This window comes from Streptomyces sp. NPDC046925, from assembly GCF_040644915.1.
Lineage (GTDB): Bacteria > Actinomycetota > Actinomycetes > Streptomycetales > Streptomycetaceae > Streptomyces.
The window spans coordinates 296,090-322,809 of record NZ_JBEYWZ010000006.1 but is presented as its reverse complement, the minus strand read 5'-3'; the positions used below and the strand labels follow the sequence as shown (position 1 = coordinate 322,809).

At 70.3% G+C, this 26,720-nt stretch carries 25 protein-coding genes and 2 tRNA genes; 9 read left to right on the top strand and 18 right to left on the bottom strand.

Going from position 1 to position 26,720, the window contains the following annotated elements; translation table 11 throughout:
• The first annotated feature begins 93 nt into the window (after positions 1-93).
• From ABZ906_RS25835 to ABZ906_RS25825, 3 genes are read left to right on the top strand one after another with little or no spacing between them, the layout of a single operon-like run.
• Entirely contained in the window at positions 94-900 is an 807-nt protein-coding gene (locus ABZ906_RS25835) for an ABC transporter ATP-binding protein (protein ID WP_361386362.1), read from the top strand.
• Positions 897-1,772 (top strand): ABC transporter permease, encoded by an 876-nt coding sequence (locus ABZ906_RS25830; RefSeq protein ID WP_361386359.1) that lies wholly within the window; start codon positions 897-899, stop codon positions 1,770-1,772. The genes ABZ906_RS25835 and ABZ906_RS25830 overlap by 4 nt, the downstream gene beginning before the upstream one ends.
• Positions 1,773-1,798: 26 nt before the next feature.
• Complete coding sequence (locus ABZ906_RS25825) at positions 1,799-2,944, top strand: ABC transporter substrate-binding protein (RefSeq protein ID WP_361386802.1); 1,146 nt, start codon at positions 1,799-1,801, stop codon at positions 2,942-2,944.
• Between the two features lie 58 nt (positions 2,945-3,002).
• Here ABZ906_RS25825 and ABZ906_RS25820 read toward each other — a convergent pair.
• The 4 genes from ABZ906_RS25820 to ABZ906_RS25805 form a co-directional block, all read right to left on the bottom strand.
• Positions 3,003-3,076 (bottom strand) — tRNA-Met (locus ABZ906_RS25820).
• 182 nt (positions 3,077-3,258) lie between these two features.
• Positions 3,259-5,139, bottom strand: a complete 1,881-nt coding sequence (locus ABZ906_RS25815) for a sel1 repeat family protein (protein WP_361386356.1) — start codon at positions 5,137-5,139, stop codon at positions 3,259-3,261.
• Between the two features lie 219 nt (positions 5,140-5,358).
• A tRNA-Met gene (locus ABZ906_RS25810) sits at positions 5,359-5,432 on the bottom strand.
• A gap of 50 nt (positions 5,433-5,482) precedes the next feature.
• Positions 5,483-8,404, bottom strand: coding sequence for a UPF0182 family protein (locus ABZ906_RS25805; RefSeq protein ID WP_361182461.1), 2,922 nt, complete (start codon positions 8,402-8,404; stop codon positions 5,483-5,485).
• Positions 8,405-8,550: 146 nt separating this feature from the next.
• Between ABZ906_RS25805 and ABZ906_RS25800 the strand changes: the two genes are divergently transcribed.
• Positions 8,551-9,093 carry a PPA1309 family protein gene (locus ABZ906_RS25800; protein ID WP_361386353.1) on the top strand — a complete coding sequence of 181 codons (543 nt, stop codon included), beginning with the start codon at positions 8,551-8,553 and terminating at the stop codon, positions 9,091-9,093.
• Positions 9,094-9,154: 61 nt separating this feature from the next.
• On the opposite strand, the gene ABZ906_RS25795 is transcribed toward ABZ906_RS25800, so the two are convergent.
• From ABZ906_RS25795 to ABZ906_RS25780, 4 genes are all read right to left on the bottom strand, one after another.
• Entirely contained in the window at positions 9,155-10,243 is a 1,089-nt protein-coding gene (locus ABZ906_RS25795) for a PDZ domain-containing protein (RefSeq protein ID WP_361181633.1), read from the bottom strand.
• Between the two features lie 93 nt (positions 10,244-10,336).
• A complete protein-coding gene (locus ABZ906_RS25790; RefSeq protein WP_361181635.1) occupies positions 10,337-10,507 on the bottom strand; it encodes a hypothetical protein in 171 nt (56 codons plus the stop codon).
• 140 nt (positions 10,508-10,647) lie between these two features.
• Positions 10,648-11,112 (bottom strand): molybdenum cofactor biosynthesis protein MoaE, encoded by a 465-nt coding sequence (locus ABZ906_RS25785; protein ID WP_361181637.1) that lies wholly within the window; start codon positions 11,110-11,112, stop codon positions 10,648-10,650.
• A gap of 119 nt (positions 11,113-11,231) precedes the next feature.
• Positions 11,232-12,344 carry an SDR family oxidoreductase gene (locus ABZ906_RS25780; protein WP_361181639.1) on the bottom strand — a complete coding sequence of 371 codons (1,113 nt, stop codon included), beginning with the start codon at positions 12,342-12,344 and terminating at the stop codon, positions 11,232-11,234.
• Positions 12,345-12,535: 191 nt separating this feature from the next.
• Between ABZ906_RS25780 and ABZ906_RS25775 the strand changes: the two genes are divergently transcribed.
• Both ABZ906_RS25775 and ABZ906_RS25770 read left to right on the top strand, forming a co-directional pair.
• Positions 12,536-13,987 (top strand): zinc-dependent metalloprotease, encoded by a 1,452-nt coding sequence (locus tag ABZ906_RS25775; protein WP_361386350.1) that lies wholly within the window; start codon positions 12,536-12,538, stop codon positions 13,985-13,987.
• Entirely contained in the window at positions 13,984-14,508 is a 525-nt protein-coding gene (locus ABZ906_RS25770) for an NUDIX hydrolase (protein ID WP_361386347.1), read from the top strand. The genes ABZ906_RS25775 and ABZ906_RS25770 overlap by 4 nt, the downstream gene beginning before the upstream one ends.
• A 98-nt stretch (positions 14,509-14,606) precedes the next feature.
• Here ABZ906_RS25770 and ABZ906_RS25765 read toward each other — a convergent pair whose 3' ends face one another.
• The 4 genes from ABZ906_RS25765 to ABZ906_RS25750 form a co-directional block, all read right to left on the bottom strand.
• The gene (locus ABZ906_RS25765; protein ID WP_361386345.1) at positions 14,607-15,362 is read right to left on the bottom strand and encodes an AIM24 family protein; all 756 of its coding nucleotides are present in this window, start codon (positions 15,360-15,362) and stop codon (positions 14,607-14,609) included.
• Positions 15,363-15,378: 16 nt separating this feature from the next.
• Positions 15,379-16,059, bottom strand: a complete 681-nt coding sequence (locus ABZ906_RS25760; RefSeq protein ID WP_361181647.1) for an AIM24 family protein — start codon at positions 16,057-16,059, stop codon at positions 15,379-15,381.
• Between the two features lie 11 nt (positions 16,060-16,070).
• Positions 16,071-17,747 (bottom strand): TerD family protein, encoded by a 1,677-nt coding sequence (locus ABZ906_RS25755; protein ID WP_361386342.1) that lies wholly within the window; start codon positions 17,745-17,747, stop codon positions 16,071-16,073.
• A 117-nt stretch (positions 17,748-17,864) separates the two neighbouring features.
• The gene (locus ABZ906_RS25750; RefSeq protein WP_361181651.1) at positions 17,865-18,461 is read right to left on the bottom strand and encodes a M48 family metallopeptidase; all 597 of its coding nucleotides are present in this window, start codon (positions 18,459-18,461) and stop codon (positions 17,865-17,867) included.
• A gap of 207 nt (positions 18,462-18,668) precedes the next feature.
• Here ABZ906_RS25750 and ABZ906_RS25745 point away from each other — a divergent pair, with 207 nt between their 5' ends.
• Both ABZ906_RS25745 and ABZ906_RS25740 read left to right on the top strand, forming a co-directional pair.
• On the top strand, positions 18,669-19,871 hold the full coding sequence (locus tag ABZ906_RS25745) for a ThiF family adenylyltransferase (RefSeq protein WP_361386339.1): 1,203 nt from the start codon (positions 18,669-18,671) through the stop codon (positions 19,869-19,871).
• 41 nt (positions 19,872-19,912) lie between these two features.
• Positions 19,913-21,289: an AarF/ABC1/UbiB kinase family protein gene (locus tag ABZ906_RS25740; RefSeq protein ID WP_361386336.1), complete on the top strand. Its 1,377-nt coding sequence runs from the start codon at positions 19,913-19,915 to the stop codon at positions 21,287-21,289.
• A gap of 16 nt (positions 21,290-21,305) precedes the next feature.
• On the opposite strand, the gene ABZ906_RS25735 is transcribed toward ABZ906_RS25740, so the two are convergent.
• The 5 genes from ABZ906_RS25735 to ABZ906_RS25715 all read right to left on the bottom strand — a co-directional run bounded on the left by ABZ906_RS25735 (position 21,306) and on the right by ABZ906_RS25715 (position 25,310).
• Entirely contained in the window at positions 21,306-21,497 is a 192-nt protein-coding gene (locus ABZ906_RS25735) for a hypothetical protein (RefSeq protein WP_361181657.1), read from the bottom strand.
• Between the two features lie 117 nt (positions 21,498-21,614).
• Positions 21,615-21,938 (bottom strand): hypothetical protein, encoded by a 324-nt coding sequence (locus ABZ906_RS25730; protein ID WP_361181659.1) that lies wholly within the window; start codon positions 21,936-21,938, stop codon positions 21,615-21,617.
• The gene (locus ABZ906_RS25725; RefSeq protein WP_361181661.1) at positions 21,935-22,306 is read right to left on the bottom strand and encodes a WhiB family transcriptional regulator; all 372 of its coding nucleotides are present in this window, start codon (positions 22,304-22,306) and stop codon (positions 21,935-21,937) included. Before ABZ906_RS25725 ends, ABZ906_RS25730 begins: the two co-directional genes overlap by 4 nt.
• Before the next feature lie 167 nt (positions 22,307-22,473).
• A complete protein-coding gene (locus ABZ906_RS25720; protein WP_361181663.1) occupies positions 22,474-22,866 on the bottom strand; it encodes a hypothetical protein in 393 nt (130 codons plus the stop codon).
• A gap of 167 nt (positions 22,867-23,033) precedes the next feature.
• On the bottom strand, positions 23,034-25,310 hold the full coding sequence (locus ABZ906_RS25715) for an ATP-dependent DNA helicase UvrD2 (RefSeq protein ID WP_361386800.1): 2,277 nt from the start codon (positions 25,308-25,310) through the stop codon (positions 23,034-23,036).
• A gap of 87 nt (positions 25,311-25,397) precedes the next feature.
• Here ABZ906_RS25715 and ABZ906_RS25710 point away from each other — a divergent pair, with 87 nt between their 5' ends.
• Positions 25,398-25,652: a glutaredoxin domain-containing protein gene (locus ABZ906_RS25710; protein ID WP_361181665.1), complete on the top strand. Its 255-nt coding sequence runs from the start codon at positions 25,398-25,400 to the stop codon at positions 25,650-25,652.
• Between the two features lie 86 nt (positions 25,653-25,738).
• Here the strand turns inward: ABZ906_RS25710 and nudC are convergent, their stop codons facing one another.
• Entirely contained in the window at positions 25,739-26,686 is a 948-nt protein-coding gene (gene nudC, locus ABZ906_RS25705) for an NAD(+) diphosphatase (protein WP_361181667.1), read from the bottom strand.
• Between the last annotated feature and the right edge of the window lie 34 nt (positions 26,687-26,720).

The window sequence follows — 26,720 nt, the reverse complement described above, 5'->3', positions numbered from 1 at the left end:
ATCCAAGCCAGGGCACACCCTCTTCCGGAATCTGACGCCCCGTCATATGGTCGGCGGCGCCAAATATCCGCCTGCCCTCCGCAAGGAGACCCCGTGGGAGACCCGCACCCGAAACTAGAAGCCCACGCAGTAACAAGAACCTTCGGCCGCGGCACCAAGGCCGTGGACGCACTGGGCCCCGTAGACCTGACCGTCGCCCCCGGCGAGTTCACCTGCATAGTCGGCCCCTCAGGCTGCGGAAAATCAACACTCCTCCGCATAGCCGCAGGCTTACTGCGCCCCAGCAGGGGCAAGCTGGCCATCCGCACAGCCGCGCAGCGCCCCGCCGCGATGATCTTCCAGGACTACGGCATCTACGACTGGAAGACCGTCCAGGCGAACGTCCGCTTCGGCCTGGACATCCAGAAGACCCCCCGCCGCGAGGCGGACGCCCGGGCCAGGGACTGGCTCACCCGCCTTGGCCTCGCGGACTTCGCCGACGCCTACCCCGCCACCCTCTCCGGCGGCATGCGCCAACGCGTGGCCATCGCCCGCGCTCTGGCCGTGGAGCCCGAGATCCTTCTGATGGACGAGCCGTTCGCGGCCCTGGACGCCCAGCTCCGCACGATCCTCCAGGACGAACTCCTCGACCTCACGCAGACCACCCGCACCACCACCCTCTTCATCACCCACAGCCTCGAAGAGGCGATCGTGCTCGGCGACCGCGTGCTTGTCATGTCCGCACGGCCGGGCCGCATCATCGCCGAACACCGCCCGCCGTTCCCCAGGCCCCGCACCGGCGACGTACGCGCGACACCCGAGTTCACCGCCCTCAAGGGCGAGTTGTGGGACCTCCTGCGCGGCGAGGTGGTCGGCAGTAGAGACGGGCAGGGTTCGCAGGACGAGGCGGTCCCGGCATGACGACGGCCACCCCGCGCAAAACGGCGGCCCCCGACGACGGCCTGCTCGTCCGCGAGCCGGGCCCCCACGAGCTCCACCCCACCCGCACCCACCGCAGGCGTCGCACCCTGGAGATCGGCCTCGCCGTCGCCGTCCCCCTCGCCCTGATCCTCCTGTGGCAGCTGGCCGCCACTCAGGCCTGGATCGACGACCGCGTCTACCCCGCGCCGCAGACCATCCTGGAAGACGGCTGGCAGCGCGCGGCGGACGGCGACCTGTGGCCCGACGTATGGGCCACGCTCAAGCGCGTGCTCGCCGGCTACGCGATCGGCACGGTCACCGGCTATGCGCTCGGTCTCCTCATGGGCTCGCTCTCCCTCGTACGCGCCGCCCTCGAACCGCTCCTGGACGCGCTGTACGTCGTACCGAAACTGGCCCTGCTGCCCGTCTTCCTGAACATGTTCGGCCTCGGCGAAGGCCCGCAGATCGCGCTGGTGGCGGCCACCGTCTTCTTCTTCGTCTGGATCTCGACGATGGCCGCGGTGCTCGCCGTACCCTCCGGCCATCGCGACGCCGGCCAGGTCTTCGGCGCGTCGCCGTGGCAGATGTTCCGCCACGTCCTGCTGCCCGCCTCGCTGCCCGCCGTGCTCGTGGGCGCGCGGATCGCGGCGGGCGTCGCCGTCCTGGTGATCGTCGCCTCGGAGCAGATCGCCGCGTCGAACGGCCTGGGCCACCTGATCTTCGACTCCAGGGCGCTGTTCCAGAACGACGTGATGTTCGTCGGCATCGTCTGCGTCGCCGTGCTCGGCGTCGTCTTCTCCGAACTGGTGCGGATCGCGGGCCGGCTGCTCACTCCCTGGGCCCCGCGCGACCGCGGCAGAAGCCAGTCATGAACCATTCGTACGCGTACGGAGGCTCCATGCACACCCGCATCCGCATCCGCATGTTCACGCTGCTCGTGGCGGGCTCGCTGCTCGCCTCCGCGGGCTGCGCGAAGGAGGACGACACCGCTGACCCGGCCGCGCCCGCGAAGCCCCGTACGGTCAAGGCCGTCGCGGGCTGCGGCAAGGGCAGTTGGACGGACCCGTCCGACCTCGCCGAGGACCGCAAGCCCGCCCGCTGCGACAAGGGCGCCCCGGCCCCGCGCCCCCTGCCCGAGGAACGCAGCCTCACCATCGCCACCGGCACGCTGAGCGCCGAGTATGTCGCGCCTCTCCAAATGGCCGTGCAGAAGGGCGAGTTCAAGAAGGAGGGCCTGAACGTCCACCTCAAGGTCCTTCCGACGCCCGATGCCCTCCCCCTCCTCGCCAAGGGAGACATCGACGCCCAGTGGGCCGCCCCCGAGGCCGCCGTGATGAACGGCATCACCAGCGGCTTTACCATCAAGTGGGCGGCCGGGAACTTCTCCCCCGACCCCCGATCCAAGAGCGGCCTGTGGGTGAAGCTGAAGAAGGGCGAGAGCGCGGACCATGTCCCGATGGCGGGCCGCAAGCTCGGCACCATGATCGGCAAGGGCTCGGTCATCTCGTATCCCATGGGCACGACCCTGAAGAAGCACGGCGGCGGCCTCGACAAGATCCAGTTCCAGCAGCTGGGGTCGGCGGACGTCCTGACCGCCCTCCAGAACGGCGGCACCGACTCCGCCTGGCTGCTCGACCCGGTCTGGCGCAAGGTCGACGGCGACAAGCGGTACGCCTTCCTCGGCGGCCAGCCCAAGGGCGAGCCGCTCGGCGGCCTTCTGTTCGGCCCCAATCTCCTGGCCAAGGACCCGGACGCGGGCGTCGCGCTGCTGCGGGCGTACATCAGGACCGTGAACACGTACTTCGCCGGTGACTACAAGGCGGACAAGGCCTTCGTCTCCGATCTCGCAAAGCTCCTCAAGACCGACGAGGCGGTACTGAAGTCGACTCCGTCCCTGCGCATGGACTGGGAGATCCGGTCGGGGACCACGGACCGGCTCCAGGCGGCGTACAAGGCGGCGGGCGTCGCCGAGGGCGACAAGGTCCCGGAGGACGAGGCGGTGGACCGCAAGCTGTACGAGGAGGCGGTGGGCCACAAGCGGTAGCTGCCCCTGAACGCACCAGAGGCCGGGAAGCTGATGCTTCCCGGCCTCTGGCCTTTAGTAGCGGGGACAGGATTTGAACCTGCGACCTCTGGGTTATGAGCCCAGCGAGCTACCGAGCTGCTCCACCCCGCGCCGTTGTGCTGTAACCGTACGCCAAGGGCGACGACCAGCGCAAATCCGTTCCGTACCGCCGCTGTGGGCAGGCGTTCCGCAGGGCGGAACGGGTGGGCACAGCCCACCCACGGCCCGCACCCGCCCCACGACAGCGAGCCGCACCAAGCGCAGGCGCAGGCCCGCAAAGGCACCGGCAGAGGCTACGCAGTCAGCTCCTGCTGAAGCGCCTCCCGCAACCGCGCCCCCCGCTCGGAAACCTCAGCCGGCCCAAGCTCCACGGCACGGGACGCCCACCGCTGCCCCTCCACCAGCTGCCCGCGCCGTGCGTAAAGCAGCGCAAGCCGAAGCGCGGCCCGCCCGTGCCCCGCGTCCGCGGCCCGGGTCCACCACAGCGCGGCCTCGGGCTCACTGCCCTCACGCGCAAGCAGCAGCCCCAGGTTGAACGCCCCGTTCCGGCTCCCCGCGTCCGCCGCGAGGCGGTACCACCGCGCCGCCTCGACGACATCCCCGCGCCCCGCGGCCAGCATCCCGACCCGCACCTGCGCACGCCGATGCCCCTGCTGGGCAGCCCGCTCGTACCACTCCTCGCACTCGGTCTTCTCCGCGGCGGGCTCCCCGAGCGCGGGCGGCCCCGCGGCGGACCGCCGCGCGTCGAGCACCGTGCCGAGGCGGTACGCCGCCTCCGCGCTGCCGCCGCCCGCCGCGCACCGCAGATGCCGCTCGGCCTCCTGCTCGTCGCCGTCCCGCAGCCGCGCGGTACCGACCTGGAGCGCGGCCTCGGTGTGCCCGGCGGCCGCCGCACGCTCGTACCAGGGCAGGGCGGAGTCCTCGTCGTCACGCGACGCGTACAGAATCCCGAGGTTGAAGGCCGCGTCCACGCTGCCCGCCTCGGCGGCCTTGGAGAACCACGGCTCGGCGCCCGCCGCGTCGCCGCCCTGGAGCAGCAGTACGGCAAGGGCGTTGGCGGCCTCGCGGTGACCGGCGTACGCGGCGCGCCGGTACCACTGGTCGGCCTGTACGGTCCGCCCCTGCTCGGCGCAGAGCAGGCCGAGGTTGTACGCGCCGTTCACGTCCCCCGCGTCCATGGCGGCCCTGTACCACCGCTCGGCGGTCTGGGTCTCGCCGCGCTCGGCGTGCAGCGCGCCCAGGGCGTTCGCGGCGTTCCCGTCGCCGTCCTGGGCCGCTTTCAGCCACCAGACGGCGGCGCTCTCCTCGTCGCCCGCGTCACGCAGCAGGAAGCCGAGGGCGCAGGCTGCGCGCGCCTCGCCGTCCTTCGCGGAGTTCAGGTACCAGCGCCCCGCCTCCTTGAGCTCGCCGCGCTGCTCCAGGATCGCGCCGAGGTGCAGCGCGGCCCGCCGGTGGCCGCGCGCGGCGGCCTGGCGGTACCACTGCTCGGCCTCGGCGGACGCGGAACGCGCTCCTTTGGCGCCGCCCTTCGTACCGGCCTTCGCGCCGGGCTGTGCGCCGGACTGCGCCCCGGACTTCGCGCCGCCCTTCGCGCCGGACTTGGCATCGGCCTTCTCGGCCGTGGCACGCCGGTCCAGGGCGCGGGCGATCCGGTACGCGGCCTCGCGGTGGCCCCGCTCGGCCGAGGCCCGCATCCAGCGCTCGGCTCCGACGTCACCGCGGTGTTCGAGAAGATCGGCGAGGGCGTACGCGCCCAGGGCGTGGCCCTGCTCGGCGGACTGCCGCAGCCAGTACTCCGCGGCGGGCTCGTCGCCGCGCTCGCGGTGATGGCGCCCCAGCGCGTGCGCGGCCGCGGCGGAACCGGCGACGGCGGCGACCCGCCACCATCCGGCGGCCTCGTCGGCGTACCCGCGCTGGTGCAGGAGGACTCCGAGGTTGTTGGCGGCGGCGCGGTCACCCTCGGCGGTCGCCGCGCGCAGCAGAGATTCGGCCCCGTCGAGATCGCCGCGGCGCAGCAGAAGGCTTCCGAGGACGCTCATCGCGTCGACGTCTCCGGCCTCGGCGGCCAGCCGATGGCGCATCTCCTCGGCGGCCGCCCCGGGATCCTCCCGGTCGGCCGGCTGCACAAACCGCCCTGTCTCCAACAGAGTTGCCTTGTCCCCCATAACGTCCATCGTCGCACCACCTGCAACCTGGGTACACCTGGTATACCGCAGCCAGTGAGGTCACTTCAGCGTTTTGTCGACATGCCCACAGAGAGATAAGTCAAACACAGATTTCCCAACTCCCCCCGTGCGGAGCACGGTTCGCACAGACCAGCGCACGGCCCCGACGACCCCACGCGCACATGACGAAGGCCCGGATCCGATAAGGATCCGGGCCTTCGTCGTGAGTAGCGGGGACAGGATTTGAACCTGCGACCTCTGGGTTATGAGCCCAGCGAGCTACCGAGCTGCTCCACCCCGCGCCGTTGTGATGCAACCGTACCACGGCGCGGGGATGGTGTTTCGCAGCTGGTCAGCCGCCCGTCTTGTCGCCGTTCTTGTCCGCGTCTCCGTTCTTGCCGCCCTTCTTGTCGGCGTCCTCCGCCGCCTTGGCCTGGGCGTCCTCGGCCCGCTGCAGGGACTCCTCGAGCTTCTCCTGCGCCTTGCCGTAGGCCTCCCAGTCGCCGTCCTTCAGGGCCTGCTGCCCGTCCTCGAACGCCGTCTGGGCGTCGTCGAGGGCTGCCTGCACCGTCGGGTCGCTCGACTTGGGCGGATCGGCCGGCTCGTCCGTGTCGTCGGCCGGTGGCTTCGTGGTCCCGTCGGCACCGAAGACCTGGTTGAGGCCGTCGCTCAGGGAGTCCGCGAACGCGGTCTCCGTGCCGTACGACACCGCCACCTTCTTCAGGAGCGGATACGCCGACTTGCGTCCCTGTACGTACACGGGCTCGACATAGAGGAACCCGTCGTCCAGTGGCACGGTCAGCAGATTTCCGTAGAGGACGTCGGAGTCGGCGCCCTTCATGTCGCGTACGAAGTTACCGACCTCGGTCATCGAGTTCAGCTTGTTCTGGACCTGTTCCGGGCCGTCCACGTCGCCCGTGACTCTCAGCAGCTTCATCTTGCCGAAGTTCTCACTCGTGGCGTCGGCGTCGACCGTCATGAAGGCGCGTAGGTTCGGGCGCCCGCTGGGGGTGAACGTCGTCGTCAGGGAGAACTGCTGCTGCGTCTGACCCGGGGTCTTCATGGACAGGTAGTACGGCGGGACCGCGCTGTTGTCCTTCTTCGTCGGGTCGTTCGGCACCTGCCAGGCGTCACTCGCGTTGTAGAACTGGCCGGCGTCCGTGACGTGGTAGAGCGTCAGGAGCTCGCGCTGCACCTTGAACATGTCCTGGGGGTAGCGCAGGTGGTCCATCAGGGCCTTGGGGATCTCACCCTTGTCCTTGACGGTGTCCGGGAACGCCTTCTTCCAGGTCTTCAGGACCGGGTCCTTGTCGTCCCAGGTGTAGAGCTTGACCTCTCCGGTGTACGCGTCGACGGTCGCCTTCACCGAGTTGCGGATGTAGTTGACCTGGTTCTGCTGGGCCACCACCGCGCGCTGGTCGTCGGACTCCGAAAGGGAGTCGGCCGTCGTGTCGCCGAGCGTGGTCCGCGACGCGTACGGATAGCCGTTGCTGGTCGTGTAGGCGTCGACGACCCACTGGATCCTGCCGTTGACCACCGTCGGATACGTGTCGCCGTCGATGGTCAGCCACGGCGCCACCGACTCGACGCGCTCCTTCGGAGTGCGGTTGTAGAGGATCCGCGACCCGTCGCCGATCGCGCCCGAGTACAGCATCTGCGGCTCTCCGAAGGAGACCGCGTAGGCGGCGCGGTTGATCGGGTTGGAGAGGTTGACCCCGCTGTCGCCCTTGTAGCTGTAGGTCTTCTGGCCTCCGCCGTCCTCTTCGTAGTCGAGCTCCTTCTGGGGCCCGCCCACGATCGAGTACTGGGTGGTCTTCTCGCCGTAGTAGATCCGCTGCTCGTACTCGCCGAGCTTGCCCTTGGTGGGCAGGCCGGACTCCGTGAAGTCCGGGGCGCCCTTGGAGCCCTTCTTGGTCTCCGTGCCCTTGGCGGTGACCATGCCGTACCCGTGGGTGTAGGCGAAGTGGTCGTTGATCCAGTTGCGCTTGTCGAGCTTGTCGAGGCTCAGCTCACGCAGACCGACGATGGTGTCCTGGCCGTTGTAACGGTCCACGTCCAGGGTCTTCGGGAAGCGGTAGTACTCGCGCTCCTGCTCCAGCTGCTGGAACGTCGGCGAGACGATGTTCGGGTCGTTGAGCCGGTAGTTGGCCGCCGAGTCCGCGTTGTCACGCTTCTTCTTGGCGTCCTCGTCGGCCTTGCCCGCGCCCGTGTAGTCCTCGGCCTTCACGCCATTGATGCCGTACGCGTTGCGTGTGGCCTCGATGTTCTTCTCGATGTACGGCGCTTCCTTGGCCTGCTCGTTCGGCGAGACCTGGAACTTCTGCACGATCGCGGGGTACAGACCGCCGATGAGGATGGCGGAGAGGACCATCAGGCCGAAGCCGATGACCGGCAGCTGCCAGGTGCGCCGCCACAGCGTCCCGAAGAAGAGCAGGGCGCAGATGACGGCGATGCAGAACAGGATGGTCTTCGCGGGCAGGTACGCGTTCGCGTCCACGTAGCGAAGGCCCGTCCAGTCGCCCGTCGCCTTGAAGTCACTGGACTTCACGGCCAGGCCGTACCGGTCGAGCCAGTACGCCACGGCCTTGAGCGTCACGAAGACGCCGAGCAGCACCGACAGATGCCCCGTGGACGCCGCCGTGGCGCGCGCGCCGGGGCTGGTGACGCGCAGCCCGCCGTACAGGTAGTGGGTGAGGGCCGCGGCGATCAGGGAGAGCACCGTGGCCGCGAAGCCGAAGCCGAGCAGGAAGCGGTACCAGGGAAGGTCGAACGCGAAGAACGACACGTCCAGCTTGAACTGCGGGTCCTTCTGGCCGAAGGAGACGCCGTTCACCCACAGGAGCCACGTGCGCCACTGGCCCGCGGCCGACGCGCCCGCGATCAGGCCGACGAGCGTGGCGATGCCGAGCAGCAGCCACTTCTTGTACGGCGCGATGCTCATGCGGTACCGGTCGAGGCTCTGCTGCTCCATCGACATGGCACTCAGCGGCGGGCGCAGCCGGTGCGCCAGCCAGATGTTCAGTCCGACCGCGGCCGCCATCAGGAGGCCGAAGACGAAGAACAGGCCGATCTTGGTCCACAGTGTCGTCGTGAAGACCGACGAATAGTTGACCGAGCGGTACCAGAGCCAGTCCGTCCAGAACCCCGCGAACATGACGAACACCATGGCGAGTACAGCCAGGATGCCCAGTGTCATGAGCAGGGTCCGGACACGACGGGACGGTCGGCCCACTCTGATCCGTGGCCCCGTCGGGCCTCCGCCGCGGTCCGGCATCTGGAAAGCCAAGGTGCGCACCTCGAAGTTCGATGTTGATTCTGTTGATCCGTCAGGGCCCTGTGATCGTGGACCTCTACCTATGCAACTTACTCACGCTTTACTCGGTTCCCGTTTCTCGGGACTAACGAGGCAGGATTGTGACCATGTCCAACACTCCCATGGCAGCGAGCCCCCTCACCCGTGCCGTGCTCGAGATCGATGAGTACGCGTCCGGCCTCGGCTGGGACCAGCCCGCGCGCCTCTTCGCGCTCGTCGACACGGCGCGACTGCGTACCCAAGAACCCGGCCTCGCCACCCAGCTCGGCCTCGACAACTCCCCCGAAGAACCCGGTCTGACCCCCATCGAGCAGGAGGAGATCCCGGCGGGCAAGCCGCTGGACGAGTTCCTCGGCACCATCGCCTGGCCGGACGCCGTGGCGGGCTGCGCCCTCACGGTGGAGCGCCTGATGCTTCCGCCGTCGGCGGAGACGTCCGTGCCCGACGGTCTCGGCGAGGCCCAGCTCGCGAAGTGGGTGGCCGAGCACCCCGACCGCCAGGAGGTCCGCATGACGGTCGCGGTGCTCCGTGACGGTGCGCGCGAATCGGCGCTGCGGCTGCGCGAGAAGGACTCGCCGACCGAGGTCCTCACCGGGGCCGACCTGGTTCCGGGGCTCGCGGAGGCGCTGTCGGCCACGTTCGCCGACTGACCGTTCCCGTACTCGTACGCGGGTGGGGTCGCCCCCCCCGCCCGCGTACTCTCGTCCGCCGCTACTTCTTCACCGTGCACTGCGGCAGGTCCGCGGTGCGGCCCTTGCGGATGTCGTTGAGGGCGTCGACCGCGTCGTCGATGTTGTCCACCTTGACCAGCGTGAGGCCGTCCGGGACGTCCTTGGCGGCGGTGGAGCAGTTGTCCTTCGGCGTCAGGAAGTACTCGGCGCCCTTGGCGCGCGCGCCGACCGTCTTCATTCCGATGCCGCCGATCGGGCCGACCTTCCCGTCGACCTCGATGGTGCCGGTGCCTGCCACGAAATTGCCGCCGGTCAGGTCGCCGGGGGTCAGCTTGTCCACGATGCCGAGCGCGAACATCAGTCCGGCGCTGGGACCGCCGACGTCGGCGAGCTTGATGTCGATGGTGAACGGGAACGTGTGATCGGTGCCCGCCTCGATGCCGACGACCGCGCGGCCGTCCTGCGCCTTCTCCGTGGTGATCTTGAGGTCCTCCGTCCGGGTCGGCTCCTTGCCCGCCTTCTCGGCGGCGGCCGCCTCCTTGACGGGCACCACACTGAAGACGACGTCCTGGCCCGGCTTGTGCTTGGTGACCAGCTCGGAGACGTCCGTCATCTCCTTCACGGGCTTGCCGTCGACCGTCTTGATGACGTCGCCCGCGTGGAGCTTGCCCTCGGCGGGGCTGTCCTTGAAGACGGTGGAGACGACGACCTGGGACTTCACCGGAAGGTCCAGTTCCCGCAACGCCGCGACCTTGGCGGCCTCCTGGGACTGGCTGAACTCCTCGGCGTTCTCCTGGCTCGACTGCTGCTCGGTCTTGCCGTTCGGGTAGAGGGTCTCGTGCGGCACGACGATGTTGTCGTGGGCCAGCCAGCCGTACACGGCCTCAGCGATGTTCATGTTGTAGTCGGCGCTGGTGACCCTGACCGTCGTCATGTTGAGGTGACCGGACGTCGGATAGGTCTTGTGGCCGGAGATCTGCAGCACCGGCTCGCCGCCGTGGTCGCCGAGGGTGTTCACCGTGGGGCCCGGGGACATCACCGAGTACGGCACTTTGATGAGGACTCCGGCGCAGAGCAGCGCGATGAGCATCAGGGTGGAGGCGAGCATCGTCGCGGTGCGGCGTGGCATGGAACGACAGTACGGGACCTGCCTGTCAGTGCACCGCTGGGGCCAGTCCGTACGGGGGCTGCGGGCCTTTCGGCGGCCGCGGACCCCGTGGGCTCATGTGCCGGAGTGGGACTTCTCCATCGCCTCGCGGAAGGCCGCGTAGCCGTGGAGCTCGTTGTTGTCCCCGGTCTTGCCCGACCTGCGGTTACGCGCCGCCCAGGCGGCCCAGAGACCTCCACCGACAGCTGCCGCGAACGGAATCAGCAACCAGGCGAGTGACGCCATGTCGACCTCCCGACCCCTTGAGCGACCACAACTGACAGATCAGCAGATTAACCATCCGCTCCGTCAACGCTTACGCCAGGGGTCGGGTTACGCAACTGGAGCCTCTTGGGCCAACCGGCTCCACGCGCGCGAGCAGTGGATCAGCAGGCGCCGACCCACTCCTCTTGACCGTCCGAGAAGCGCTGGTGCTTCCAGATCGGCACCTCGTGCTTGAGGTCGTCGATGAGCTTGCGGCAGGCGGCGAAGGCTTCCGCGCGGTGCGGGCAGGAGACGGCCACGACGACCGCGAGGTCGCCCACCGCGAGGTCGCCGACGCGGTGGACGGCGGCCAGGGCGCGGACCGGGAATTCGGCGACGACCTTCTCGGCCACCCGGCGCATCTCGGCCTCGGCCGTCGGGTGGGTCGAATAGCCGAGCTCGTCGACGTCCGCTCCGCCGTCGTGATTGCGCACGGTCCCCACGAAGAGTGCCGTTCCCCCCGCCGCGTCGTCGCCGACGGCCCGGAAGACCTCGTCCAGGGAGAGCGGTGCGTCACGGATCGCCAGGAGCCGGATGGGGTCCCGGGCGGCCTGCTCGCCGGGGTGGTCGTTCGTGGTGCGTGCCATGCGGCCATGGTGCCGCACGGCACGGACATCACGGAATAGCGCTTTCGCCCGGCACGCGCGCGTACCGCGTTGGAGCTCTCTACAGGTCCGCACAGGTCCCCGCGGGTCCGCGGGAAGGATCAGATACGGCGCCGCGCCTTCCGGGCGCGTCGCACCACCGCGGCGGCGCCCAGCAGCGCGACCGTCGCACCCGCGGCGCCCGCGGCCGTCGCGTCCTTGCGCCCGAGCCGGCGTCCCGCCACGGTCCGGCGCCCCGCGACCTCCTCGAGGAGCTCCGAGAGAACCTCCTCGTTGGTCCACTGCGGCCGCCATCCGGCGTCGTGCAGCCTGCTGACGCTGACCACCCACGGGTACATCGTGTACGCGAGGTCACCGGCCGGAGACGGAGTGAGACCGATCCGGTGCAGCCGGGCCGCCGCGCCGAGGGCCACCGTCGAGGGCAGCTCCATCCGCCGGATCTCGCTGAGCTCCTCGACCTCTTCCTGCTCGAGCCATCCGTCGCAGCCGACGGCCAGCTCCCCGTCGACCTTCTCCAGGACGGCGTACTCCAGGGCGCTGCACAGATCCTCGACGTGGCAGAACTGCCAGGCCGGACGCGAGCCGGCCACCACGAGCAGCCGGGGCGACTCGAAGTACCGCGTGAGCGCGGTATCCGTGCCGCCGACCAGGACGGCGGGCCGCACCACGGTGACGTTCAGACCGGGGTGGGCGCGCGGTGCGCGCCGGGCGAGTCGCTCGACCTCCAGAAGGTCGCCGACGCCGGTCGCCTCCGCGGTCGCGCGCAATTCGGCGTCTTCGGAGAGGGGCAGTTCGTTGTCCGACAGCGCTCCGTAGACCATCGCCGACGTGCAGAGCACGACGCGGTGGACACCGGCCGCCGCGGCGGCGGTCAGCACGGTCTGCGTACCGCGTACGTTGTACGCGGTACGGGCCGCGGCATCGGTCTCCAGGTCGAGATCGAGCGCGAGGTGGACCACGACGTCCGCGCCCCGCAGCTTCTCGGCGATGGCCGGATCCCGCACGTCCAGGATGTGCCACTGCGCATCGGCGCACTCGCCGCGCCGCTCGTCGATGGCGACGACCTGCTTGATCTCCTCGGACGCGGCCAGGCGCTCGACAAGGAGCGCGCCCACGCCGGACGCGGCGCCGGTGACGGCGACCACGGGCCCGCGCACGGGGGCCGGGGTAGAAAGGTTTCGCGCTGCGCGAACCTGTGGATCTGGGGAACTCACCAGGCGTCTCCAGCGGTTGTCTTCAGTAGATACGCGAATGACGCGTACGTACCAGGTGGCATCCATCCTGCCGCAGGCCATGAGTCGGCGAAGCACTGAGGCCCGATCCCGTCACGGTGTCTACGCTGGGTGGTGTTGTAAGGCAGCCGCCGCCGGAACAGTACCGGCGGCCTGACGAGCCGAGGAATCCCGTGAGTGACACCCCATTCGGATTCGGCCTTCCGCCGGAGGAGCCGGAGAACGGCGACGAGGGCAAGAAGAAGGACAGCCCCGGAGGGGGACAGGGTGCGGGCGGCCCTGGGAACCCGTTCGGCTTCGGCGGCCTGCCCGGCGCTGGCGGGCCGGGCGGCGACAATCCGTTCGCAGCGATGTTCGGCTCGATGAACCCGAACGACCTGGGCGCGGCCTTCCAGCAGCTGGGCCAGATGCTCTCGTACGAGGGCGGCCCGGTGAACTGGGACATGGCCAAGGACATCGCCCGCCAGACGGTCTCCCAGGGGACGTCGGACGGCACCAAGGACGCCAGCGTCGGCCCCGCGGAGCGCGGCGCGGTCGAGGAGGCCGTGCGCCTGGCCGACCTGTGGCTCGACGACGCGACGTCGCTGCCGTCCGGCTCGGGCGTGGCCGTGGCCTGGAGCCGCGCCGAGTGGGTCGAGGCGACCCTTCCGGTGTGGAAGGAGCTGGTCGACCCGGTCGCCGAGCGCGTCGGCCTGGCCATGGGTGACGTGCTGCCCGAGGAGATGCAGGCCATGGCGGGCCCGCTGATCGGGATGATGCGCTCCATGGGCGGCGCCATGTTCGGCCAGCAGATCGGCCAGGCCGTGGGCGTGCTCGCGGGCGAGGTCGTCGGCTCCACCGACATCGGCCTGCCGCTCGGCCCGTCCGGCAAGGCCGCCCTCCTCCCGGTGAACGTGGAGGCCTTCGGCAAGGACCTGGGCGTCCCCCAGGAAGAAGTCCGGCTGTATCTGGCGCTGCGCGAGGCCGCCCACCAGCGGCTCTTCGCCCACGTGCCGTGGCTGCGCTCGCATCTGTTCGGCGCGGTCGAGGGCTATGCGCGCGGCATCAAGGTCGACACGGCCAAGCTGGAGGACGTGGTCGGCCAGCTCGACCCGCAGAATCCCGAGCAGCTTCAGGAAGCACTCCAGCAGGGCATGTTCCAGCCGGAGGACACCCCCGAGCAGAAGGCCGCTCTGGCCCGCCTGGAGACGGCTCTCGCGCTCGTCGAGGGCTGGGTGGACGCGGTCGTGCACGCGGCGGCCAAGCCCCGCCTGTCGTCCGCAGACGCCCTGCGCGAGACGCTGCGTCGCCGCCGTGCGACGGGCGGCCCCGCGGAGCAGACCTTCGCCACGCTCATCGGCCTGGAGCTGCGTCCGCGCCGGCTGCGGGACGCCTCGCGCCTGTGGGCCTCGCTCACGGACGCGCGCGGCGTGGACGGCCGGGACGGCCTGTGGGCGCACCCGGACATGCTGCCGACGGCCTCGGACCTGGACGACCCCGACGGCTTCGTGCACCACGAGCAGCTGGACTTCTCCGAGCTCGACAAGATGCTCGGCGAGGCGGCGGGCGGCGGCACCGCGAAGCCGGACCTCAAGAAGGACGACGCCGGCGACAAGGACGACGAAGAGGGCGACGACGGCAAGTGAATCTGTACGACGACGCCGTCCTCGTGCTGAAGGGCTACGAGGACCAGGAAGACCTGCGTCAGTACTACCTCGACCACCTCGCGGCCCATCCGGACGACGGCATGTGGAAGGCCTGCACGGATGGTCACGTGACGGCGAGTGCGCTGGTCATCGACCCGGAGCGCGGGCGCGTGCTGCTCACCCTGCACAAGAAGCTGCGGATGTGGCTCCAGATGGGCGGCCATTGCGAGCCCGGCGACCCGACGCTGGCCGCGGCGGCGCTGCGTGAGGCCACCGAGGAGTCCGGGGTGCCGGGCCTGACCCTTCTCGCGGGCGGTCCCGTCCGCCTGGACCGCCACCCGATCCCGGGGCCCTGCACCCAGCACCTCGACGTGCAGTACGCCGCGCTGGCCCCTTCCGGAGCGACCGAAGCGATCAGCGACGAGTCCCTGGACCTGCGCTGGTTCGCCTACGACGAGGTGGCGGATGTCGCCGACACGTCGGTGGTACGCCTGGTCGAGGCGACAAGGGCGCGGCTGTAGGACGGGCCCCTGAAAGGGGCGCGGGGAACTGCGCGACCAGCCACAACCGGCCCGCAGATTCCCCGCGCCCCTTCTGGTTCATCCCGCCCGGAGAGGGTTCAGCTCCAGACGTTCCCCTGGTTCTGCCCCCGGGCGCCCTGCTGGCCCATGCCGTACTGCGCCCTGGCGCCCTGCCCGATGACCGCGTTCTGCGGCGGCAGCATCTCGCTGGGCTGGACGATGGCGTAGCCCTGGCCCATGAAGCTGAGCTCCCAGCCCTCACCGGTGTTGCCGCGGCGCCGCCACACGCCCGACGAGTGCGTCTGGGCCTGCATCTGGACCCGCAGTCCGTTGGTCCAGGCGACGATCGCGTCGGCGTCGGCGTTCACGTACCGGTCCGGCGTGACCTGGAGCATCAGCGGCTGGCCCGAGGTCATCAGGGCGACCTTGCCGCGGCCCGTGATGTTGAGCTGGTACTTGCCGGAGCCGGAGATGCCGTACTGGCTGTCCACGGCGATGACCTGGTGGGTCAGCGACGAGTCGAGCGCGAGGACATAGCTGCTGTCCACGGTCAGACCGTCCTGGTCCACGTCCACCACGTGGATGTACTGGGCGAGGTTCGCGAGATAGACCGTGCCCTGGCCGTGGCAGCGCATCAGGTCCAGGCCCTCGCCGGTGTGCGCGCGGGCCCGCTGGTTGCCCTGGCTCTGGTACTCCGCGTCGAACTCCATGAGCCCCTGGTAGGCGACCATGGCGCCCTTGCGGGCCAGGATGTCGTCGTGGCCCTCGAGGGCGATCCGCAGCAGCTGCGGGTTCTGGACGGTGTAGCGCTCCTGAGTCTGCTGCTCGGTGTGCGCGAAAAGTGGGCTCTGCATGGTGTGTTGCTCCCCCTCAGCCCCGGGCTCGGAGACGGTCGGTGCTGTCCTCGCTGGGCTGTACGACGACGATGCCCTCTCCGGAGAAGCCCATCTGGTAGGCCTCGCCGCTGCCGCGCCCGATGAGCGAACCGGCCTTGAAGCTGCGCTTGCCCTTCACCTTGAGGTTCGGGGACCAGGCGATCAGGGCGTCCGGGTCGACGTAGGTCTCGTCCTCGCCGCGGCCGCAGTCGACGACGATCGGGGTGCCGCGGGAGGTCAGCGCCACCCATCCCTGGCCGGAGATCTTGACGTTCCACAGGCCCTGGCCCGCGAACTTGGCCATGCCCTTGACGCGCTCCACGCCCCACTGGAGGGACGTGTCGAAGGCCAGGAGGTTCGTGCCGTTCACCGAGAGCGAGTCGCCCGCGAGGTTGATGACGACGACATCGGCTCCGTAGTCGGCGAGATAGAGCAGGCCGTCTCCGGAGCACTTCATCAGAGGTGCGCCCTCGCCGGTCATCCACTCCCGCGCGACCTGGCGGACGGCGGGCGGATTGGGCTCGTACTGCACGAAGCCTTCGTAGGCGACCATCGAGCCCACGCGCGCGAGGAGGTCGTTTCCGGTCTGCATCGCCACCTTGAGCATGTGGTGGCCGTGGTTCTCCATGCGGGCGGCGACAGGCGCCGGGGCAAAGCCCGCGAGTTGCTGATTCATGACGGGCTCCCTCAGACCTCGAACGGCTGGACGATGATGAAGTTTCCGGGCGCGCCCCGGAACTGGAGGTTCACGCTCTCCCCCGTGGAACCGGCGTACGCGTTGCTGCGCAGCCGCACCTGGCTGGAGACGATCGCCTGGGCCGCCGCCGACCACGCGACCACGGCGTGGCAGTCAGCGAACGTCGTCGGCGTGACGGGCAGGACGACGGGCACGCCGTGCGTCTTGACGATGACCGTGCCGGTGCCCTGGAACTGCATCACGAAGAGCGCGCCACCGGGGATGCCGTGGCCCTCGATCCTGCGCACCTCGTGCTGGAGCGACTCGTCGAAGGCGAGGACGTTCTCCGCGGAGACACAGATCGCGTCGCCCTGGAGCTCGATGGGGTGCAGGTGGGTGGCTTCCTCGGCGAGGAAGACCTGACCGCGGCCGGAGCAGCGCATCAGCTGCATCTCCTGGCCGGTCGCGTTGCCCACGACGCGGCCCGCGAAGCCCGCGCCCTTGTAGCTGAATTCGACCTTGCCCTGGTAGAGCACCATGCTGCCCTGCCGGGCGAGTACGGCCTGCTCGCTGACGCCGAGGTCGACGCGGACCAGCTTCTCGTTCTGCTGCGTCCAGCGCTGCCCGGTGGGTGCCTCGCGGTACTTCTGGAGGGCGGCGGACACACCGGCGCCCTGCGGGGCTGCTCCTTGCGGGGCGGCGCCCTGCGGGGCCGCGGGCTGACCGGGGAACTGGCCGGGGGGCTGCTGGCCGTAGCCGGGGGGCATCGGAGCGCCGGGCTGCTGGCCGTAACCGGGCGGCGGGGGCGCCGACTGGCCGGGCACCTGGGCGTAGTGCGGCTTCGGCTGCCCGTAGGGCTCGGGCGGCGGGGGCGGGATCGTGCCGCCCGGCGGCTGGTTCATCGGGGCCACGATGGTCTGCGCCGCGTGCACGGAGGGGTCGACCGGGGCCGGGGCAGGCGGCGGAGCGGCACCCTGCGGCGGCGCGAAGTTCTGGGCCGGAGCAGGGGTGGGCGCGGGGGCCGGAGCGGGCGCGGGTGCCGGAGCCGGGGTCTGCGCGGGGCCCGCCGGGGCGCCGAACGCGGGCGGCGCGGCGGCCTGGGCCGGCGGCGCGAAGGACGGGGCGCCGGTGGCCGGGGGTGCCTGCGGTGCGGGCTCCTCCTCGGCGACCTCGCCGCCGAAGTTCCTCAGGAGCGCGTCGAGACCGCCGTCGAAGCCCTGGCCGATCGCGGCGAACCGCCAGACGTCCTTCATGTAGAAGTCGCCCAGCATCACGGCACGCTCCGTGGAGAACTCCGCGCCGTTGAAGGAGTAGCGGGCGACTTCCTCGCCGCCCGCGACGATCCGGATGTACCCGGGGGCGACCTGCGACATCTGTCCGGCGCCGTCGATCGTCGCGGTGAACGACAACTTCTGGATCTTCGCCGGGATGCGGTCGAGCGTGACCCGGAAGGACTCCGTGTCACCGGCCTGCGCGCCCAGGAGCTGGATGGACTCCTCTGGCGACTTCGGCTGGTTGAAGAAGATGAAGTAACTGTCGTCCGAGAGGCGCTCGTCCGCGTCCAGGCCGAAGCAACTGATGTCGAAGCTCAGTCCGGGGGCGGAGATCTGCACGCCTACGTACAGATCGGTGCCCGCGGTGAGGTCACTGATCTTGGCCTTGTGGCCGCGTTGGAATTCCCTGGCCATACGTAACGACCGTCCCCCATCCCGAATGTAAATGCGTCGCGCCAGGCTAACCGCAAAGTCCGACAGCGGACCAAGCCGGTACAGAGCCGGTACACAACCTCCGAGAACGGCGGAAGTTCACTCGTCGCGAGCGGCGGGCAGATGGGGCAGCCGGTCGGCCGCGACCACCCCTTCGAGATAACCGCGGGCCCGCTCCGTGCGGGGGTAGGCCTCGAGGAGCCGCCAGAAGTCGGACCCGTGTCCGGGCACGAGGAGATGCGCGAGTTCGTGGACGAGGACGTAGTCCACGACGTACTCGGGCATGCCCTGTAGCCGGTGCGAAAGCCGGATGCTGCCCTCCGAGGGGGTGCACGATCCCCACCGGGTGTTCTGGTTCGTGACCCAGCGAACGGACGTGGGCCTGGCCCGGCCGTCGAAGTACTGCTCGGAGAGGCGCTCGGCCCGCTCGGAGAGCTCTGCGTCGCCCAGGACCCGCTTGCTCTCCTGGGCCGCGAGCTTGTCGAGCATGACGTTGACCCAGCGCTGTTCCTCGGCCTCGGACATGCGGGCGGGGATGAGCACGACGGTGCGATCGCCCTCTCGGTACGCGGAGACCGTTCTGCGGCGGCGGGCGCTTCGTCTGACCTCGACCGCGCTCACCCCGGAGCCGGGTGGCGGCGGGCTGGTCATGCTGCGCTGTGGGTTTCCGGCGCGGTGCAGTGGGTCGGCGGGCACGCCCCGACGTTACCCGCTGGGTGTGGGGGAAGTCCCGCCTCCGGGACGGTTCGGCGGGGTATCGCTCCCCGTGCGATCGATTAGTACGACGAATACCCCATGCCTGTGGACAACGCTCGGCGGCCTTCGACCGGGACGGGCATCCTGGCTGTCGACCGGCGATGCGGGCGGGGACGGGCAGCGCCGGATGACCACGGGGGGACGACCATGCATCCGATGTTGAAGCCGGCGCTGCGGCGCGGCTGGCGCGATCTGAACACCATCCAGTTCGGCGTGGCGCCCGCTCACGCCCTGACGCTCGGACCAGTGGATACGGCGACGGGCAGCTTTCTCCAGCTTCTGGACGGGACACGCGGGCTGCCGCTGCTGCGCGAGGAGGGCAAGCGGATGGGCCTGCCCGACGGTCACGTGGACAAGCTCGTGCGGCGGCTTTCCGCGGCCGGTCTCCTCGACGACGCGACGGGCGGCGGCGCGGCGGCCGACGCGCTGCGCAAGCGGGATCTGGCCATGGACCGGCTGCGCCCGGATCTGGCTTCCCTGTCGGTCGTGACCGCCGGGCCCGGCGAGGGGATGCGGAAGCTGGCGGCGCGCCGCGCGATGCGGGTGAGGGTCCGGGGCGCGGGACGGGTGGGTGCGGTGGTGGCCTCGGTTCTGTCCGGGGCGGGAGTCGGGCAGGTGGACGTGATGGAGGGAGGAGTCGTCGAGCCCCGGGACGTGGCGCCGGGCGGCCTGCCCACCGACGCGATCGGCAGCCGCAGGGACGCGGCGGCGCGACAGGCGGTGCGGCAGTGGGCCCCGGACCGTCCGCCCCGCCGGGTCCGGAGGGCAGCGGGGGCGGCGGGAGACGCGGGGGCGACGGGGGTAGGGGGAGAAGCGGGAGCGGTGGGAGAAGGGGAGCCTGCGCTCTCCCTCGTGATCATCGCCCCGCGGGACGGGCTCGACGCACACGCCCCCGACCCGCTGACCGCCGAGCCGCTCGTCGCGTCGGGGACACCGCATCTTTATGCCGGGGTGATCGAGGGAACCGGAGTGGTGGGGCCGCTCGTCCTCCCGGGGGCGACGGCCTGCGCGGGCTGTATCGCGCTCGGGCGTGCGGAGCGGGATCCCACCTGGCCGCGCATGCTGGCGCAGTGGCGTTCGGGACGCGCGCGTCATGTCACCGCGTGCGACCTGGCCCTTTCGACCACCGTTGCCGGCCTTGCCGCGGCGCATGCCCTGGCCTTTCTGGACGGGCTTGACGGGGCGGCGCCGGCGAGCGCGGGAGTCCGCTGGGAGGCGTCCGTGCCGGGACTCGACTGGCATGCACGGCCGGTGCCACCGCATCTCGCGTGCCCGTGCGGGGCGGGTGTGGTGGATAAGGGGGAACACCCCGCCGGGGACAAAGAGCCGCACGACACAATGGTCGGGTAACCGCCTGTTGAGGCGTGGCTGTCTGGGACTTGGAGGGGCGCATGTCTGATCTTCCCCGGAAGGCGGTAACCCGTACCGCCAAACTGGCCGCGCTGCCACTCGGCTTCGCCGGGCGGGCGACCTGGGGGCTCGGCAAGCGGATCGGGGGCAAGTCGGCGGAGATCGTGGGCCGTGAGCTGCAGCAGCGCACTGCGGATCAGCTGTTCAAGGTGCTCGGCGAGCTCAAGGGCGGAGCCATGAAGTTCGGCCAGGCCCTGTCGGTCTTCGAGTCGGCGCTTCCCGAAGAGGTCGCCGGGCCCTATCGCGCCGCGCTGACGAAGCTGCAGGAAGCGGCGCCGCCGATGCCGACCCGCACCGTGCACGCCGTCCTTGCCGAGCGGCTCGGCGACGACTGGCGCGAGCTGTTCCTGGAGTTCGAGGACAAGCCTGCCGCAGCGGCGTCGATCGGCCAGGTCCACCGGGCGGTGTGGGCGGACGGGCGCGAGGTCGCGGTCAAGGTGCAGTATCCGGGGGCGGGCGAGGCACTGCTCTCCGACCTGAACCAGCTCAGCCGGTTCGCCCGGCTCCTGGGGCCGCTGGTTCCGGGGATGGACATCAAGCCGCTCATCGCGGAGCTGCGCGACCGGGTCTCCGAGGAACTCGACTACAGCCTGGAGGCCGAGGCGCAGCACGCGCACGCCGAGGAGTTCGCGGACGATCCGGATGTCCTGGTGCCGGACGTGGTGCACCAGGGCGAGCAGGTCCTGGTGACCGAGTGGGTCGACGGGATACCGCTGTCGGACGTGATCGCCGACGGCACCCAGGAGCAGCGGGACCGGGCGGGACAGCTCCTTGCCCGTTTCCTCTTCTCGGGACCGGCGCGCACCGGACTGCTGCACGCCGACCCGCATCCGGGCAACTTCCGGCTGCTGCCCGACGAGAAGGGCGGCCTCCGGCTCGGGGTCCTCGACTTCGGCACGGTGGACCGGCTGCCCGGCGGACTGCCCCCGACCATCGGCCGCTCCCTGCGGATGACGCTCGACGGCGAGGCCGACGCGGTCTACGCGATGTTGTGCGAGGAGGGCTTCGTCCAGGATTCCGTGGAGCTCGACCCGGACGCGGTCCTCGACTATCTGCTGCCGATCATCGAGCCCATGCTGGTGGAGGAGTTCACCTTCACCCGCGGCTGGATACGCGGGCAGGCGGCGCGGGTGGCCGATCCCCGCTCCCCCGCCTACCAATTGGGCAAGCGGCTGAACCTCCCGCCGTCGTATCTGCTGATCCACCGTGTGACGTTGAGCACGATCGGGGTGCTGTGTCAGCTCGGGGCGACGGTCCGGATGCGGGACGAACTCGAGGAGTGGCTGCCGGGCTTCGTGGAGGAGGAGCCGCAGGAGCAGGAAGAGCAGGAGGCGGACGACCCGGCGGCCGGCGCCTGAGAAGCGTGGCCCGCCCTCACCACCAGGGTGAGTCGAGCCGCCCCTCGATGGCCCTGAGGTTCTCGCGGGCGCAGGTGTCGCAGAAGTAGCGATGGGCGCCGTTCTCCACGGAGCAGGTCCAGGTGAGCGGCGCGCCTTCGGCCACCGTGCCGCAGCGGGAGCACACGAGATTCCCGGCGTCAGCGGGCTGGGGATTCTGCTGGTCCACCCGACGACCCTATCGCCGCGCGCGGAGGTTCGCCCGGCACAACGCACCGCGGGGGCCGGTCCGTTCGGACCGGCCCCCGCGGGCTTCGTGGTGTGCCTCAGGCAGTGCGTCGGTTCGTCACTGCATGACGGCCAAGGCGAGCGCGCGCTTGGCGCGCAGCGACGCGCGCTCGGCGCGGCGCTGCATCCGGCGAGCCGCCATCAGGCGGGCGGCCGGACGCTGAGCCTCGGCTTCCAGCATGCGTTCGTGCATATGCGCACGCGCCAGGGCTTCTGGGATGAGTTGCATTTCGCGGGTCCTGTTCTGGCGCGAGTCGTTCGCGCCGGTGGTGGAGAAGTCCGGGGTGGCGGAGCCTGCGGGCTCGGCGGTGGCTGCCTTCATCGGGGCCTGCTTCTTGGGGTCGTGCGTCAGGGGGCGATCGATCGTTCCGATGGCGTTCATGCGGCAACAACCGGGTTCTTGCGCGGACGGCCACGCGGCCGCTTGCGGGCGACGACGACACCCTGGACGAAGAGCTCGCCGCCCCAGACGCCCCACGGCTCACGCCGCTCCTTGGCGCCGGCGAGGCAGGCCTCCATCAGCGGGCAGGTACGGCAGAGGGACTTGGCGTACTCGACGTCGGCCGGCGACTCGGCGAAGAAAACCTCGGGGTCGTAGGCGCGGCAGGGGACGGGTACGCCGAGGTTCTCGATGGCGTCGTCGAGCGCGGTGAGCGCGGTGAGGGGAGTCAAGGTCGGGTCCTCCGTGGGAGCGGGCGGGGAGAGAGTCTCTGAAGGCGGTACGGACGGGGCGTGCGCTTCGAGTTGCACGGTGGTGTTTTCCTCGTCTGGTCGTGCCGGCCTGGGTCGGCCGGTTGGCGGCTGGTACCGGGTCTTGCTCGGCCCCTTCACTCCGTCATCCCGTTTTCGGGAAAACAAAAGGGCCGCGGATCCCGGGTGGGGTTCCGCGGCCCTGAAGGCGCCGGTCTGATCGAGGATCAGACTGGATCACTCCAGGGTTCGAGCCCACGGAAGGCCCACATCGTGTGGTGGTGCTGCGTCTGCTGCTGGGTCGTGCGCTTCTTGGCTCCGGCACCGGCGGCGGCAAAGGCATAGGCCTGCGCCTGTGCCGTCACTACTGCTGCCGGTGCCTTGGTCGCTCGCTCGCTGCCTTCATTGACCTCGCGCATCGGAAGACCGTTGAGAGCGGTGCGGGCGATGCGAGGGAGGGTCAGCGGCAGGACAGAGGACTCCGGACGGACGGCGGCGGCAGCAGCGATGCCTCCGGACAGACCGGTGCCCTCGTTCGAGAAGCCGAGCAGGCAGGAAGCGACGGCCGAGCGATCGGTCATTTTGGCGGTGCTGACGAAGCTGTCGTTGATGCTGATCACTGGAATCGCCTCCTCTCGGCGTCTATGGGATCGGCCGGAACCGATCCTGCGGGCGGACTATTAAGTACAGCACGAGGCGAGGGCTTCGGAGAAGCCGCCGTTCCCGTGCTTAAGAACCTATGGGTCTTCCTTGCGCATGCGCAAACTATTTTTTCGACGAGTTTGAATCAGTTGCCATCGGCGCCCCTTACACGGTCCTCACCTGCACAAATGGCGAGGACATCAGATCCGTAGCGATTGAGCTTGCGCACGCCGACGCCAGGGATCCGGGCCAGCTCCCCCTCCTCGTCGGGTGCGGCCTCCGCGATGGCGATCAAAGTCTTGTCCGTGAACACGCAGTACGCGGGCTGTCCCAGCTCCTTCGCCTGGCCCGAACGCCACTCCCGCAGCCGTTCGTAGATCCCCTCGTCCATGTCGGACGGGCAGTCCTCGCACCGCATGAGTTTCATTTCGCCCGCGTCGGTCAGGGACCGCCCGCAGACCCGGCACCGGGCCGGGGACTTGCTCGTCCGCCTGCGGCCCCTGGGTCCGCCGCTCTCCTCGCCGCCGCTGCCGAAGCCGCGCTCGATGCCGCCGGGCCCGCCGCCCGCCGCGCGCGCCGCGGAGCCCGCCCCCGAACCGGGGCGAAGCCCGTCCAGGAAGCGGCTGGGGCGGCGCCCCGCGCGACCGCCCGGAGAGCGGGAGAGCGCCCACGAGAGGGAGAGCCGGACACGGGCCCGGGTGACCCCCACGTACAGGAGGCGGCGCTCCTCCTCGATCTGCTCGTCGGTCTTGGCGTACGTGATCGGCATCATGCCCTCGGCGAGGCCGACCAGGAAGACGGCGTCCCACTCCAGGCCCTTGGCCGCGTGCAGCGAGGCGAGGGTGACGCCCTCGACGGTCGGGGCGTGCTGGGCGTTCGCGCGCTCGTCGAGCTCCCCCACCAGGTCGGCGAGCGTCGCCCCCGGCTTGGCCCGCTCGAAGTCCTCGGCGAGGCGCACCAGGGCCGCCAGGGACTCCCAGCGGTCACGGGCGGCGCCGGAGCCGGCGGGCGGCTCCGTCGTCCACCCCTTCGTCGAAAGGACGGCACGCACCTGCGAGGGCAGGTCCACGACGTCGTCGAGCAGGGAGTCGTTGCCCCCGAAGCGGGCCGCGCCGCGCAGGGCCGCGCCCGCCTCACGGACCTCGGTGCGCTCGAAGAACCGCTCGGCGCCCCGCAGCTGGTAGGGCACACCGGCGTCGGCGAGGGCCTGTTCGTAGATCTCGGACTGGGAGTTCGTGCGGAAGAGGATCGCGATCTCGCTGGCCGGGACGCCGTCGGCGATGAGGGCGCGGATGCGGCGGGCGGCGCCTTCGGCCTCGGCGGGCTCGTCCGCGTACTCCATGTAGACCGGTTCGGCTCCGGCGTCGCGCTGGGAGATCAGTTCGAGCCGGTGGTCGGCGGCGCGTCCGCGGGCCTGGGAGAGCAGGCCGTTGGCGAGGTGGACGACCTGGGGCGTGGAGCGGTAGTCCCGGACGAGCTTGACGACCGTCGCTCCGGGGTGGCGGGTGCGGAAGTTCAGCAGGTGGTCGGGGGTCGCGCCGGTGAAGGAGTAGATCGTCTGGCTGGCGTCGCCGACGACGCAGAGGCTGTCGCGGTCGCCGAGCCAGAGCTCCAGGAGGCGCTGCTGGAGCGGGCTGACGTCCTGATATTCGTCGACCACGAAGTGCTGGTACTGGGCGCGGACCTGGTCGGCGATGTCGTGGCGGTCCTGGAGGATGCCGACGGCCAGGAGCAGGACGTCCTCGAAGTCGATGACGGAGCGGTCGCGCTTGAGGTCTTCGTACGCGCCGTAGATCTGGGCGATCTCCGCCGCGTCCCGGGGGATCAGGCGGCCCGACTTCGCGGCGGCGGCCGCATAGTCGGCGGGGACGGTCTGGGTGACCTTGGACCACTCGATCTCGCTGGTCACGTCACGCAGTTCATTGCGGTCCAGGCGGATGCGGGAGGCGGCCGCCGCGTCCGCGACGAGTTTGATCTTGCGGTCGACGATCCTCGGCAGCTGGCCACCGACTGCTTTCGGCCAGAAGAACTGGAGCTGGCGCAGGGCGGCGGAGTGGAACGTACGCGCCTGGACCCCGGAGGCGCCGAGCTGGCGCAGGCGGCCGCGCATCTCGCCCGCCGCGCGGTTGGTGAACGTGACGGCGAGCACGCTGGCGGGCTGGAGGATTCCGGCCCGCACGCCATAGGCGATCCGGTGCGTGATCGCCCGTGTCTTGCCCGTCCCCGCGCCCGCCAGGACACACACCGGCCCGTGCAGGGCGGTGGCCACCTCGCGCTGCTCGGGGTCGAGCCCGGCGAGCACCGCGTCGGCAGAGTCCGGAACCTGCGGGAAGAGGGTGGAGTGCGTTGCTGCTGTCACCCCGCCATGCTGCCAGGTCGCCGGAGGCGCATGAGCCGGTTGTCCACAGGGATGCCCCCGCAGTCGTACTAATGCGGGAATGGTGGCCGCATCACGTACGTTCAGGTCATTGCGATGACGCACCCCGAGCAACAAAGGAGCGCGAGACACATGCCGGGCACTGTGACGATGTACAGCACCACGTGGTGCGGCTACTGCCGCCGGCTCAAGGGCCAGATGGACCGCGAGGGCATCACGTACAACGAGATCAACATTGAGCACGACCCGGATTCCGCGGCTTTTGTGGAGAAGGCGAACGGCGGGAACCAGACGGTTCCGACACTGCTGGTCATCTCCGACGCGGGCACCGAGTCCGTGATGACGAACCCGAGCCTCGCCCAGGTGAAGCAGGCCATCGCCGCCTGAGTCTCCCGCTCCGCACAGAAGACCCCCGCACCTCACGGTGCGGGGGTCTTCTCGCGTACGCGTGCGTTACGGCGCGCGGCGGGGACTCAGCCGACGCTGCCCGGCTTCGGCAGCGGCTTTCCGTACCAGAGTTCGATCAGCCGGGCCGCGATCGAGATCCCGTAGGGCGGCAGAACCTCCCCGGACTCGAACGCCGCCCGCAGGTCCTCCCGGGAGAACCAGCGAGCCTCCTCGATCTCCTCGCCGTCGACGTTGATCTCCGAAGAGGTCGCCGACGCCATGAAGCCCAGCATGAGACTGGAGGGGAACGGCCAGGGCTGGCTGGCGACGTACTCGACGTCACCGACCACGACACCGGCCTCCTCCCAGACCTCGCGGCGCACGGACTGCTCGATGGACTCGCCGGGCTCCACGAAGCCCGCGAGGGTCGAGAAACGGCCCTCGGGCCAGTGCACCTGGCGGCCGAGCAGGATGCGGTCCTCGTCGTCCGTGACCGCCATGATCACTGCCGGGTCCGTACGCGGGTAGTGCTCGGCGCCGCACGCCTGGCAGCGGCGGATGTGGCCGGCCGCCGCGATGACGGTGCGCTCGCCGCAGCGCGAGCAGAAGCGGTGCAGGCGCTGCCAGTTCTCCAGGGCCACGGCGTGCACCATCAGGCCCGCGTCGCGGGGCGACAGGAGGAGGCCCGCCTCGCGCAGGCCCGCCGGGCGCGCCTGCTGGTCCATGCGGCCGGGCAGGGAGTCCTTCTGCAGCGCGAAGTAGCTGACGCCGTCGTCGTCCGTGCCCAGGAAGTAGCGGTGGGCTTCGGTGAGGGGCGCTTCGAAGGTCGGCGTCATCACCAGTTCGGTGGTGCCTTCGGGCGTCTCGTCGATGAGCACCTGGCCGCCGGAGACCACGAAGACCCGTGTCGTGGGGTGGCTCCAGGCGGCGGCGAGCCAGGCCTCGTCGAGGCGGTGGTGGGCTGCGCGATCGATGCCGCTCGGTGCGGTGAGCGAGACGGGACGGTCAGCGGTGCGGTCGGTCCAGGTGGTCACAGGTGCTTCCAACTCCCCCGATGGAATGGGTGGT

Coding starts and splice junctions, on each gene's coding strand:
- ABZ906_RS25830 (WP_361386359.1), top strand. CDS start 897: ATGACGACGGCCACCCCGCGCAAAACGGCGGCCCCCGACGACGGCCTG.
- ABZ906_RS25825 (WP_361386802.1), top strand. CDS start 1,799: ATGCACACCCGCATCCGCATCCGCATGTTCACGCTGCTCGTGGCGGGC.
- ABZ906_RS25815 (WP_361386356.1), bottom strand. CDS start 5,139: ATGGACGTTATGGGGGACAAGGCAACTCTGTTGGAGACAGGGCGGTTT.
- ABZ906_RS25805 (WP_361182461.1), bottom strand. CDS start 8,404: ATGCCGGACCGCGGCGGAGGCCCGACGGGGCCACGGATCAGAGTGGGC.
- ABZ906_RS25800 (WP_361386353.1), top strand. CDS start 8,551: ATGTCCAACACTCCCATGGCAGCGAGCCCCCTCACCCGTGCCGTGCTC.
- ABZ906_RS25795 (WP_361181633.1), bottom strand. CDS start 10,243: ATGCCACGCCGCACCGCGACGATGCTCGCCTCCACCCTGATGCTCATC.
- ABZ906_RS25790 (WP_361181635.1), bottom strand. CDS start 10,507: ATGGCGTCACTCGCCTGGTTGCTGATTCCGTTCGCGGCAGCTGTCGGT.
- ABZ906_RS25785 (WP_361181637.1), bottom strand. CDS start 11,112: ATGGCACGCACCACGAACGACCACCCCGGCGAGCAGGCCGCCCGGGAC.
- ABZ906_RS25765 (WP_361386345.1), bottom strand. CDS start 15,362: ATGCAGAGCCCACTTTTCGCGCACACCGAGCAGCAGACTCAGGAGCGC.
- ABZ906_RS25760 (WP_361181647.1), bottom strand. CDS start 16,059: ATGAATCAGCAACTCGCGGGCTTTGCCCCGGCGCCTGTCGCCGCCCGC.
- ABZ906_RS25755 (WP_361386342.1), bottom strand. CDS start 17,747: ATGGCCAGGGAATTCCAACGCGGCCACAAGGCCAAGATCAGTGACCTC.
- ABZ906_RS25745 (WP_361386339.1), top strand. CDS start 18,669: ATGCATCCGATGTTGAAGCCGGCGCTGCGGCGCGGCTGGCGCGATCTG.
- ABZ906_RS25740 (WP_361386336.1), top strand. CDS start 19,913: ATGTCTGATCTTCCCCGGAAGGCGGTAACCCGTACCGCCAAACTGGCC.
- ABZ906_RS25730 (WP_361181659.1), bottom strand. CDS start 21,938: ATGAACGCCATCGGAACGATCGATCGCCCCCTGACGCACGACCCCAAG.
- ABZ906_RS25710 (WP_361181665.1), top strand. CDS start 25,398: ATGCCGGGCACTGTGACGATGTACAGCACCACGTGGTGCGGCTACTGC.